This window comes from Verrucosispora sp. WMMD573, from assembly GCF_027497175.1.
Taxonomy (GTDB): Bacteria; Actinomycetota; Actinomycetes; order Mycobacteriales; family Micromonosporaceae; genus Micromonospora.
This window is the reverse complement of record NZ_CP114901.1, coordinates 172,733-184,482: the sequence shown is the minus strand read 5'-3', so window position 1 is coordinate 184,482 and position 11,750 is coordinate 172,733. Positions and strand designations below refer to the sequence as shown.

Sequence of the window (11,750 nt, the reverse complement as noted above, 5' to 3'; positions counted from 1 at the left end):
CCGGGAGCCGCAGCTCCCGGGCGGCGCGCGGTCAGGAGTGGGTCACGGTGAGGCCGAAGATACGGGTCTGTCCGTAGTTGCTGCTGCTGCACGGCGAGGAGTTGGAGCAGTTCGCCTGGGTGTAGGCGCCGGCCTTGAAGTAGGCGCCGGAGAAGCTCTTGGTGATGGTCGTCTGCAGAACGTTGTTGTAGTACGCCTTCACCTGGCCGCCGCTGACCACGAACTTGGCCTGGAAACGGGTGCCGAGCTGGTAGTTGCTGGTGACCAGGTGATAGTGCGTGTCGTTATCGTTGGTGACGTAGAGGCTGGTGCCTTCGAGCCGGAACACGGTGACGTCGTCGTCGGAGTCGTGGATCTGGGCCACCACCACGTGTGGCTTGGTCGAGGGCAGCGTGTCGAACACGGCGTCCACCACCAGGGTGTGCGTGCCGGAGGTCGACGACCAACTCGCGTTGCTCGATCCGTTGTTCGCCATCTCGCGCAGCTCCGAACGGGCGTAGCTGGAGCCGCTCGTGGTCACCCCGTTGACCGGGGACCGGAACTGGACCGACTGGCACGAGTTGGCGGTGACGAAGTAGGGAGAGACCTGGAAGCTGTCCAGGGCGGGTTGTTTGATCTCGGTCGGGCTGCCGGAGGATCCGGTCGGCAGGGTGATCTTCCAATTGGTCAGGTTGAGCACGTCGGCGGGGACGGCGCAGTCGCCTCCGCCTCCACCGTTGCCGTCGGTGCCGTAGACCGTCGCCTCGGTGATGCTGTTCCAGTCGTTGGCCGTGTTCCCGTAGCCGACGATGCGGACGTAGCGGGCCGACCGGTCGGTGAAGTCGTAGTTCTCCAGCTGGGTGGTGCTGCCACTGCTCTGTCGCTGGGACACGACTGTCGTCCAGGAGCTGGCGTCGGTGGACGTCTGCACGGTGAAGGTGGCCTGCCGCTGGTTGCCGTTGTACCAGGCGATGCCGACCGAGCCGACCTGCTTGCTGGCACCGAGGTCGAGGCGGATCCACGAGCCGTCGCCCAGGGCCGACCAGCGGGTGGAGAGGCTGCCGTCGATGACGTTGGCCGGCACGTTGCCGTCGTGGGAGCTGGCCGTCGCGGCGGTGACGGGCAGGGCGGTAGCGGCCTGCGCCGGTGCGGCGACAAGCGCCGCACCGGCGGCAAGGGCAAGGGCAGCGGGTAGCGCGATGGTGGTGGTTCGTCTCATTAGGGATCCTTCAGATAGGAGTTCCTATATGTGAACTATGTCGCACTAGTGCCGAGTGACCATAGAAGAAGATGACTGCCGGGTCAACGCGAGATTTCAAGATTGTTAGAGCCGGCCGGCCAGTCCGGCCGTGACCGCCCCCCGGATCGCCGCGGCGATCTCATGAGCCTGCGGCTCGGTCAGTGCGTCGGCGGGCGTGCAGACGCCGATCGCGTCGTACGGGCCGAGTGTGAGTGGGGCGGCCACCGCCACGCCGGTGCCGTGGTCCAGATCGGTCAGTCTCGTGTCGACGGCATGACCTCGCTCGACCGTCCGGGCGAGGTCATGCCGCAGCGCGTCGAGGGCCGCCGGTGGCAGCGCGGCCGAGGCGGGAAGCATCCGTGCCAACGGCACGTCATCGCCCGTGGCGCGGGCCAGCACGACTCGGCCCATCGCAGTGGTGTAAGCCGGTGAGGACCAACCTGTGCGGAGCATGGGTCGCACGTCGGCCTTCTCCCGGGTCAGCAGACAGACCATGTGCCCGCCGACCAGCCGACCCAGCTGCACTGTCGTGTCGAGTTCCCGGTGCAGCCAGTCGACGACCGAGGTGAGACGCCGGACCGCGCGATCGGTGCGCAGGTATGCGGCTCCGGTGCGCAGCGCCTGAACGCCCAGACCGTAGCGGGACCCGCCGGTGTCGGTCTCCACCCATCCGCGCTGCACCAGGGTGTGTAGCAGGCCATGCATGCTGCTCTTCGGGATTCCGAGGTCCCGGGCGAGTTCCACGAGGGTGCGCCGGTCCGGCATGGTGGCGAGCAGTTCCAGCAGCTCGACGGTGCGGTCCGCCGACTTGACCCGGGGGGTGCCGCCTGTCGTCATCGTCGTGTTCCTACTCCCTGGGTTCGGGTGCCGGTCCGGTCGAGGCGCGCACCACCAGTTCCGGTCGGAGCAGCAGGGACTGACTGGGGCTGGCCTCGGCCTCGTCGATTCGGGAGAGCAGGTGCCGGAAGGCGGCTGCGGCCATGTCGCCGATCGGCTGGCGGACCGTGGTCAGGGGTGGTGCCGCCAGATCGGCGAGCACGATGTCGTCGAAGCCGACCACGGACACGTCCTCGCCCACCCGGAGTCCGGCATCCCGGATACCGGCACTGATGCCGAGGGCGCACATGTCGTTGATGGCGACGATGGCGGTGGGACGATCCTTGGACTGCAGCAACTCGTGTGCGGCGGTGCGACCGAGCCCGGCGGCATCGAGATCGCCGTACGGCTCCTGCTCCGCGCCGCCGGACCAGACGATCGCCTCGGCGGGGTCCAGCCCGGCCTGCTCCAACGCGTCGGTGAAGCCACGAAACCGCTCCCGGCGGTTGACGCTGCGCAGCGATCCGGAGACGAATGCGATGCGACGATGGCCGAGCTCCAGCAGGTGGGCGGTGGCGAGGTGGGAACCCACCACGTTGTCGACGCTGATGTTCACCAGGGTGCCCGGGTCGCCGGCCTGTGCGGTGCGGTCGAAGGCGACCAGGCTGAGCCCTGCCTCGACCAGGGGCAGCACGTGGTTCAGGGAGGGCAGTGAGGAGCAGAGGACGACCCCGCGGATGCCGTCGGCCCAGAGTTCCTCGAGGTAGCGTCGCTCCCGGTCCGGCTCCCGCTCGCTGTTGCACAGCAGGACGTGGTACCCGTCAGCCAGCGCGGCGCGTTCCAGGTAGCGAGCGAAGTTGCCCCAGAACGGGTTGGCGACCGAGGGCACGACCAACCCGACCACCTGAATCCGGCCGGTACGCAACTGCCGGGCGGCGCGATTCGGGCGGTAGCCGAGCCGGTCTATCGCGTCGGCCACCCGGGTTCGGGTCTGCGGGAGCATCCGGCCGGGCCGGCCGTTGAGGAAGTTCGACACGGTGCTGGGCGAGACGCCAGCCTCTCGGGCCACCTGGTAGATCGTCACACCACTCACGTCGAGCTTCTCCCGGTTGGTTCAGACGGATCGGAACGATCCGAGTGTAGGGGTTTACCGCGGGATGACCACTCCTAGCCACCTCAGTTAAGCCGGTGTTTCGCCGTCATGTCTAGGCATTGACAGCACTGCACACCGCTCCTAACCTTGCTGCAACGTTGTACCAGTAAATCGATGCATGACTTGGCGATGACAATCCGAACCGCGATGTGGGCGGTTACCCAGGGCGGCGGAGTTCCGCTGCGGGAGGGAAGGCCAGGATGACCAGAACCCGGGGGAGTCGAACGCGTGCGATGGCGGTGGCGCTCGTCGCGACGCTGTTCGCCACCGCCTGTGGCGGTTCGGCACCCAGTAACGATGACGAGGCCAGCGGCACGATTCGGCTGCTGACCCCGATCTTCGAGGGTGCGGACGGCAAGACCGTGCTGGAGAAGCAGCTCGGCGACTTCAAGGAGAAGTACCCGGACATTACCGTCGAGGTGGACTACACCTCGTACGGCAAGCTCAACGAGAAGCTCACCACCTCGATCGCCGGTGGTCGGCCGTACGACGTGATGCTGATGGGGGTCGGTTGGATTCCGCCGTTCGCGGAGAAGGGCGCCCTGGCGGAACTCGACGAGAGTAAGCAGGAGCTGACCCAGCGGTACAACGAGCGGGTGGTGGAGCCCGGCATCTACCAGGACAAGGTCTACGGCCTGCCGATCATGCTGGACACCCGGTTCGGCCTGTACCGCAAGGACATCTTCGCCGAGGCGGGCATCCCGGCCCCGCCGAGCAACTTCGCCGAGCTACGCGAGATCGGCCGCAAGCTGACCGTGCGGGACGGCAGCGGCAAGCTCACCCGCGCCGGCGTCGACATCCTCTCCAACGACCTACGTCAGACGTTCCTCCCACTGATGTGGGCCAACGGCGGCGAGCTGTGGACTCCCGACGGAAAGCCTGCCTTCAACAGTCCCGAGGCGGTCGGTGCGCTGCAACTGATGACCGACATCATCCGCACCGACAAGTCCGAGGACTTCGGCTTCACTCAGCCCGGTGCCACCGGTCTCCCGCTGGCCCAGGGGCGCGCGGCGATGATGGTGGGTCACAACAACCACCTGCTGGCGATCGAGGAGCAGGCACCGGAACTGATCAAAGAAGACAAGATCGGCTTCTTTATGATCAACAATGAGCGGCCCGCGATGTTCCAGGGCGGCACCCTGGCAACCGTCTCGGCGAAGTCCCAGCGTCCGGCCGCTGCCAAGGCGCTGGTCAGCTTCCTCACCGACGAGCAGGCATCGCTCGCCGCGAACGAGCAGCGGGGTAACGTACCGGCCCTCAACAGCCTGGCCGACTCCGAGTACGTGGAGAGCAACAAGGCCGCGCAATTCGCCATGGCGAACCTCGACGCCGCCTACTCCGAAGGTGGGGTCCCGGCCTGGTTGGAAATCCGGGGTGACTTCAAGGCGGCCATCGAGTCCGCGCTGCTGGGCCAGAAGACCCCGCAGCAGGCCCTCGACGAGCTGGTGGTCAAGGCCCAGGCAGCGATCGCCAAGGGATGACATGACCAGCACCCTCGAATCCGTGAGCGTGGCGTCCGCGAGTCGGGCGCCACGCCCGCCCCGCCGTCGCCGAAGGCTCGGTGCCGAACGTCGCCGTGCGGCGTACCTGATGCTGGCCCCATCGGTCATCCACCTGATCTGGTGGATCGGCATTCCGGTGGTGGCCACGTTCGGCCTGGCCTTCACCAACTACGACGTCATCGCCGGCACCGTCGAGTGGGCCGGCCTGGACAACTTCCGCGAGATCTTCGCCGACGACATCTGGAACCTGTCGATCTGGCACACCGTTGTCTTCACCTTCTTCACCGTGCCGGTGGCGATGGCGATCGCAGTGATCATCGCGGTGCTGCTCAACCAACGGATCAAGGCGCTGGCCTGGTACCGTGCGGCGTTCTTCATGCCACACATCACCGCCACCGTCGCGATCGCGCTGGTCTGGATGTGGATGTTCGAGCCCAACCTCGGGCTGTTCAACCTTCTTCTGGACTGGGTGGGAGTGAACGGGCCGGCCTGGCTGTCGGACCCCGACTGGGCGATGCCGGCGGTGATCCTGGTCAGCATCTGGAAAGGCATCGGTCTGAAGATGCTGATCTACCTGGCCGCTCTACAGAACATTCCGCACGACCTGTACGAGGCAGCGGACATCGACGGCGCCTCTAGCGTTCGCAAGTTCTTCGCGATCACCCTGCCGCTGCTGAAACCCGCCACGTTCTTCGTCTTCATCGTCTCGATGATCGACGCGTTCCAGGTCTTCGACCAGGTGTACGTGCTGACTCCCGACGGCGGCCCGGCGAACTCGACGACCGTGATGACGTACGAGATCTACCGGACCGCGTTCGGTGAGTTCGACATCTCGGCGGCCTGCGCGCAGAGCGTGGTGCTCTTCGCCTTCCTGCTCGTCCTGACGGTGATCGGCCGTCGACTGACCGGGAAGGACGGCGATGAAGCGTAAGTTCGACGCCCGTTGGGTGCTGCATCTGCTGCTCGGCCTCGGCGGGCTCATCATGATCGTGCCGTTCGTCTGGATGATTCTGACGTCGCTCAAGAGCCGCGCCGACATCGCCACCTACCCACCGCAGCTGCTACCCACCGAATGGGTGTGGAGCAACTACCAGGCCGCGCTGGACTACGCCCCGTTCGGGACGTACTTCCGCAACAGCCTGTTGATCGCCATCGGCCACACGGTGATCAATCTGATGTTGGCGACGATGGCCGGCTACGCGCTGGCCCGGGTTCCGTTCCGGGGCCGGACCGTGGTGTTCATGGCCGTCCTGGCGATGATGATGATCCCCACCTACACGAAGATCGTCCCGCAGTACCTGATCGCCAAGGGAATGCCGTTCTTCGGCGGCAATGACTACCTCGGGCGGGGCGGCTACGGCTGGCTCGACTCGTGGTGGGTCCTGATCATCCCAGGGGCGCTGACCCCGTTCGCGATCTTCCTGTTCCGGCAGTTCTACCTGTCGCTGCCACGGGAGTTGGAGGAAGCGGCCCGCATCGACGGGATGGGCGAGTTCGGGATCTTCGCCCGGGTGATGACCCCGCTGGTGAAACCCGCGATCGCCACCGTCGCCCTGGTCACCTTCGAGAACAGCTGGAACAACTTCCTCTGGCCGCTGCTGGTCACCACCCGCGACGACCTGCGGGTCATCCAGGTCGGTCTGGCCGCCTTTCAGCAGGCCGAGCGGACCGAATGGTCCTACCTGATGGCCGGCTCGACACTGGCCACCGTGCCGATGATCGTGCTGTTCCTGTTCGCCCAGCGCTACTTCGTGCAGGGCTTCGCCACTGCCGGAATCAAGTAAAAAGGAGCACCTGATGACTCTCGACCTGACCGGACGCCGCGCGCTCGTCACCGGCGCCGGCCACGGTATCGGTGCCGCCATCGCCGTGGCGCTGGCCCGGGCCGGGGCGGACGTCGCCGTCCACCACGGACACTCTGCCGGGCCTGCCGCCGAGGTGGCGGCGGCCATCGAGGCACTGGGCCGTAAGAGTGTCGTCCGGCAGGCCGACCTCACGCGCACCGAGGAGGTGACCGACCTACTCGACGAGGTCACCGGCTTCCTCGGCGGCCTGGAAATCTTGGTGTGCAACGCCGGGGGCATGGTCGGCCGCAGCCCGGTGGCGGAGATGACCGACGAGCACTACGCCCAGGTGGTCGACCTGAACCTGGGCAGCACCTTCCGTACCGTCCGGGCGGCGATCCCGCACCTGCGTGCCGCCGGGACCGCCGGCCGCGTCATCACCATGTCGTCGCTGGCCGCGCAGAACGGCGGTGGCGCCGGATCGGCGGTCTACGCGGCGGCGAAGGCTGGCGTACGTGGCCTGACTAAGGGACTCGCCAAGGAAATGGCCAGCACCGGTACGACCGTGAACGCGGTCGCACCGGGCTTCATTGGCGGCACCGCCTTTCACGACACCTTCACCCCGGCGAAGACGCAGGAGGCGATCATCGCCGGGGTGCCGCTGGGGCGAGGTGGTCGGCCGGAGGACGTCGCCGCCGCGGTCGTGTGGCTGGCTTCCGATGCCGCCGGCTACGTCACCGGTGCCACCATCGACATCGACGGTGGCGCATGGTTCCGGTGACCGGCGCACCGGCGGCACCGCCACGCGCGCCGGTACTCCCCGCCGAGCGCGGTGGCTGGTGGCACGCCTACGTCTGCCCCGCGCACGGCGTGGAACTCGAACACGACGGCCTGCTCGACGGTGTCTTCCCAGCGGGCGGCGCCCGTTGCCGGCACGGCTGCCGAATCGACGAGCCAGCGGTTCGAGGGGCCTGGACGGTCCTCGCCCACCAGGCGAGCGCCCGACGGATCCGGGCGCTCGCCCGGTCCCCGCAGGCCGCGGACCGTCACCTGGCGGTCGACCTGCTGACCGCCTACGCCCGGCAGTACGCGGCGCTCGGAGCGGCGCCGCACGACGGTGCCGCCGAGTGGATGCTGCGTGGTCGGCTGTTCCACCAGGCGCTGACCGAGGCCATCTGGGCGGTGAGCATCGGCCAGGCCGCTCGGGCGCTGAGGGCGATCGGGCAGCCCCTGCCCACCGAGGTGACCCAACTGCTGCGGGCGCTCGGCACGGCGGCCGGGCAGGCCCGCGACGCGCTCGTCGCCGACGGCCGGTTCGACTCCAACTACACCGCCTGGCTGATCGCCGCCGGGACGGCCTGCTCCGGCCGTCCGGAATGGATCAGCGGTCGGCACGGCATGGGTGACCACGTGCTCGCGGCGGTCCGACCGGACGGCTGGGAATGGGAGGGTTCCACCTACTACCACGGCTTCGTGCTGCGGGCGTACCTGCTCACCCTGGAAGCGTTGCCGCACGTCCCGGTGCCGGGTGAGGTGCGGTCGCGGCTGACCGCGATGGCCGGGGTGCTGGACACCCTCACTACCTCTGGTGGCCTGCTGCCCGCCCTGCACGACGGCCCCTACGACCGGCCGCCGGCCCAGTACGAGCTGGACGAACTTCGGGAACTGCTGCCGCTGCTCGGTGCCGGTGCAGATCAACCGGGACCGGTGACGGTCTATCCGGCGACCGGCTACGCGGTGCTACGCGGATCGGGGCTGCACGCCGTGGTCGACTTCGGTCCGCACGGCGGTTCACACGGCCACCGGGACAAGTTGGCGCTCTATCTGTACGGCGCCGACACCCCCTGGCAGCCCGACCCCGGTCAGGTGCCGTACGCACATCGGGGCTGGCGGCAGCACTACGCCTCCACCGCCGCCCATCCCACGTTCTCCGTCGACGGGCTCGACCAGGCGGAGTGCGCGGGTCACCTGCTCGGGCACGACAACCGTTCCGTGAGTGTCGGCTGCGACACCGCGTACCCCGGGGTGTCGGCCCGTCGTCGGTTGACCCTCCGCGACGGCGCGCTGGTCGACGAGTTGACTGTGGAGACCGACCGGCCCCGCCGGATCGCCGTCCATCTGAGACCTGACGTCGACCTGACCGTTCGCGCCGGCGCCGGCGGGTCGATGGAGACGGTGTGGCCGGGCCGGCAGACCCTACGGGGCCAGCACACCTCCTCGACCGCCGCGGTGGCGATGTGCCGGCCCGGCCCGGGGCCGGCGGACGACCCGCAACGGGTCCGCACCTGGGTTGACTGGACCGCCGTCGACGCCACCACGGTGACCTTCCGTTCGATCTACCGGATGGAGAACTGATGCAACCCCTGCTCATCGGCGGCCGCCTCGACGGATTGCGGGCCGCGCTCACCACCACCCACGCCGCTCAGTGGCGACGGCTGTACGAGCAGTGTGACTGGTACCGCGGGCAAAGCCCGCCGACAGAACACCCGACCGCCAGCATCACCTACTTCGGCCCTGCCGCGATGAACCTCGCCCTCGCGTACCGTCTCACCGGGCAACCGGGCTACCTGTTGGAGGCGCGTCGGTGGATCAGGATCGCGGTGTCGTACCCGCACTGGGGCAAGGCGAAGCTGCCCGACCATGACCTCGACGCGGGCTGGCTGCTGCACGGGCTGTCGCTGGCGTACTCGTGGCTGCGGGACGAGCTGCCCGCCGACGAGGCGGAGGCGTTGCGCGCGAAGCTGACGCTCCAGGGCGAACGGCTGTACAGCTTCGCGGTCGAGACCGAGGGCTCCTGGTGGTCGTCGAGTTACTGGCAGAACCACAACTGGATCTGCTATGCGGGCCTCGCCGCCGCGGGCTACGTACTCGACAAGCCGGAGTGGAGCGGCCGGGCCCGGGACAATCTCGGCACCGTGCTGGACCTGATGCCCGACGACGGCTCCGACTCCGAGGGCGTCGTCTACTGGCGCTACGGCGTGCCATGGCTGGCCATCCACCTCGACCTGTTACAGGACGCCGAGGGAATCGACTGGTGGCGGCGGGGCGGTTTCCTGCAGCGGACCTTCGGCTGGCGGCTGCACCAGTGTGCGCCCGGCTTCGAGGAGAACATCGACCACGGCGACTGTCATGACCGCCGCTCCGGGCACAGCGTCGCGCTCTACCACAAGTTCGCCGCCGTCTACCGGGACGGTAGGGCCCGCTGGCTTGCCGACCGGGTCGCTGAGCGTTACTTCTGGCGGGAGGCGTACGCCTCCGGCGTGAAGCCGGGTGTGATGCCGGAGGCCGGCTACGAACTGCTCTGGTACGACCCGAGCGTGCTGGCTGAGGACCCGACCCGCACAGTGGCGACGACCGCCCACTTTCCCGACCTCGGCCAGGTGACCGCCCGGACCGGCTGGCATGACGCCGCCGCCTTCGTCAGCTTCAAGGCAGCACCCGGCGGCGGGCACCAGGCCTGGGACAGCGCCGAGCGGTTCCGTCGTGACAAGGGCTGGGAAACCCTCAATGCCGGGCACCACCATCCCGACGCGGGAGCCTTCGTCTTCGGTGCGCACGGCGCGTTCCTCGCCGTGGACGACGGCTATTGCAACCGGAAACGGGCCGCATACCACAACCTGGTGTTGGTCGACGGGCAGGGCTGGGCGGGGGAGGACCGCTACCACGTCTACAAGGACCTGCCGTACGAGCGCCAGGCCCGGCTGCGGGACGTGCTCGCCACCGACGGCGTCGTGCATGCGACGGCCGAGTCGGCAGCCATGTTCGACCCGGCGCTGGGCGTACGGCAGGTGGACCGGACACTGGTCTTCACACCGGCCGGTCGGTTGGTCATCCTCGACGAACTCGCCGCCGAACAGCCCCGCGGGTGGACCTTCCTGCTGCACTCGGACTGGCCGGCCGAGCTCGACGGAGATGACGTCGTGCTGCGCTCCGGGCCCGCCCAGGCGCATGTACGCAGGTTCGCCCCGGACACCGCCGCGGTCAGCCGGACGACGACGGAGATCGAGGCCAACCCCACCGCCAGCACCCCGAGCCTGCGCATCGTGCGTACCCTGCACACGGTCCGGGTCGAGGTGCCGCCGATCTCCCGTACCCGGATGCTGACCAGCATCGAACCGACTTCGGCGCTGGCACCCACCCCTGCCGTCGCCGAGCCGGTGGACTGCGCCGACGGGGTCGGGGTGCGGTTCGGTGCCGACGGGGAAACCGTACTGCTGGCACCGAGCGGTCGGCGGATCGACGGCGCGGCGGTGCGGGCCGCCGCCGCCGCCGTGATCCTTCTGCCGGCCGTCGCCGGCGGCCGGGCACGGGTTGGTGTGGTCGGCGCGACCCGGGTCGAGGTGGCGGGCGTTACCGTGGTCGACAGCGTCAAGCCGGTGACCGGGGTGCTGCCGTGGCCAGCCTGACCACCGTCGCGGCCCGGCCCGCTCGTGAGCCGGCCGGCCATCGGGGCGGGTCGGGGGCTTCCACCCGTGGGGGTTGGGAGGGCATTGCCCTGCGGGTGCTGGAGTTCGTCGCCTACCCGGCGCTGGCCGGTTGCGCCCTGCTCCTGCTGTGCCTGGGCGTCGTTACCTGGCTTCCCGCGATGGCCGCCGCCGCACATGCGCTGCAGCAGTGGCGCACGCACGGACGGGCGCGGCCGTTCCTCGGCACCCTCGACACCTTCGGAAGCTACTGGCGGCGGCTGTGGCGCCACGCGCTGGTGTCCACGGCAGCCGGTGCCGTGCTCGTGGCCAACATCGTCTTCCTCGCTGCTCGTCCCGGCTACCCAGCCATGGCCCTGCTGGCTCTCCAGGCCGGCTTGATTCTGGTGCTGGTGCCCTATCACCTTGCGCTGGCGGTCACCGCCGCCCGGGATCCCGGCGGCGACGCCGGGCGCTGGGGTCGGGACGCGCTGCTGTTCGCTTTCGCATCGCCCGGTCGTGGGCTGTTGTTGCTGGCTGCGACGGTCGTGGTGCCGGTGGTCACCGCACCGCTGGCCCTCGGTCCGCTGCTTCTCGGTGCCACGCTACCGCTGCTGCTCGGTCTCCGGCTCGCGGACGCCGGGCAACTTCCAGCCGGTCGCCGGTCGGCCACTGCACCGGCCGCGCATATCACGTACGTGAAGAGGACGCCATGACGACCGACGTGTCCCACAACGACATCGGCACCGCGCCGGAGCAGCAGGGCGACCTCAACGGCGCTTCGGACGAGCGCCTCGACGTCAGCCCGGACAACTTCGACCCGGCCTCCCCGAGCGGGGTCGACCGGTGACGGGACCGCTGGCCACAGCCGAA

Annotated in this window: 11 protein-coding genes; 8 read left to right on the top strand and 3 right to left on the bottom strand. The window is 68.8% G+C overall.

Features of this window, described 5'->3' with window-relative positions:
- Positions 1–31 precede the first annotated feature (31 nt).
- The 3 genes from O7601_RS00900 to O7601_RS00890 all read right to left on the bottom strand — a co-directional run bounded on the left by O7601_RS00900 (position 32) and on the right by O7601_RS00890 (position 3,128).
- Positions 32–1,198 carry a polysaccharide lyase family 7 protein gene (locus tag O7601_RS00900; protein ID WP_281564419.1) on the bottom strand — a complete coding sequence of 389 codons (1,167 nt, stop codon included), beginning with the start codon at positions 1,196–1,198 and terminating at the stop codon, positions 32–34.
- A 105-nt stretch (positions 1,199–1,303) separates the two neighbouring features.
- The gene (locus O7601_RS00895; protein WP_281564418.1) at positions 1,304–2,056 is read right to left on the bottom strand and encodes a helix-turn-helix domain-containing protein; all 753 of its coding nucleotides are present in this window, start codon (positions 2,054–2,056) and stop codon (positions 1,304–1,306) included.
- A gap of 10 nt (positions 2,057–2,066) precedes the next feature.
- Complete coding sequence (locus O7601_RS00890; protein WP_281564417.1) at positions 2,067–3,128, bottom strand: LacI family DNA-binding transcriptional regulator; 1,062 nt, start codon at positions 3,126–3,128, stop codon at positions 2,067–2,069.
- A 260-nt stretch (positions 3,129–3,388) separates the two neighbouring features.
- Between O7601_RS00890 and O7601_RS00885 the strand changes: the two genes are divergently transcribed.
- Genes O7601_RS00885 through O7601_RS00850 form a run of 8 tightly spaced genes read left to right on the top strand, consistent with a single transcriptional unit; the run spans position 3,389 to position 11,727 of the window.
- Complete coding sequence (locus tag O7601_RS00885; RefSeq protein WP_281564416.1) at positions 3,389–4,669, top strand: ABC transporter substrate-binding protein; 1,281 nt, start codon at positions 3,389–3,391, stop codon at positions 4,667–4,669.
- 22 nt (positions 4,670–4,691) lie between these two features.
- A complete protein-coding gene (locus O7601_RS00880) occupies positions 4,692–5,621 on the top strand; it encodes a sugar ABC transporter permease (RefSeq protein ID WP_281564415.1) in 930 nt (309 codons plus the stop codon).
- The gene (locus O7601_RS00875; protein WP_281564414.1) at positions 5,611–6,474 is read left to right on the top strand and encodes a carbohydrate ABC transporter permease; all 864 of its coding nucleotides are present in this window, start codon (positions 5,611–5,613) and stop codon (positions 6,472–6,474) included. Before O7601_RS00880 ends, O7601_RS00875 begins: the two co-directional genes overlap by 11 nt.
- Before the next feature lie 13 nt (positions 6,475–6,487).
- Positions 6,488–7,255, top strand: coding sequence for an SDR family oxidoreductase (locus O7601_RS00870; RefSeq protein ID WP_281564413.1), 768 nt, complete (start codon positions 6,488–6,490; stop codon positions 7,253–7,255).
- Positions 7,243–8,829, top strand: coding sequence for a heparinase II/III family protein (locus tag O7601_RS00865; protein ID WP_281564412.1), 1,587 nt, complete (start codon positions 7,243–7,245; stop codon positions 8,827–8,829). The genes O7601_RS00870 and O7601_RS00865 overlap by 13 nt, the downstream gene beginning before the upstream one ends.
- Positions 8,829–10,880 carry a heparinase II/III family protein gene (locus O7601_RS00860; protein ID WP_281564411.1) on the top strand — a complete coding sequence of 684 codons (2,052 nt, stop codon included), beginning with the start codon at positions 8,829–8,831 and terminating at the stop codon, positions 10,878–10,880. The genes O7601_RS00865 and O7601_RS00860 overlap by 1 nt, the downstream gene beginning before the upstream one ends.
- Complete coding sequence (locus O7601_RS00855; protein WP_281564410.1) at positions 10,868–11,593, top strand: hypothetical protein; 726 nt, start codon at positions 10,868–10,870, stop codon at positions 11,591–11,593. The genes O7601_RS00860 and O7601_RS00855 overlap by 13 nt, the downstream gene beginning before the upstream one ends.
- On the top strand, positions 11,590–11,727 hold the full coding sequence (locus tag O7601_RS00850; protein WP_281564409.1) for a hypothetical protein: 138 nt from the start codon (positions 11,590–11,592) through the stop codon (positions 11,725–11,727). The genes O7601_RS00855 and O7601_RS00850 overlap by 4 nt, the downstream gene beginning before the upstream one ends.
- Positions 11,728–11,750: the final 23 nt, after the last annotated feature.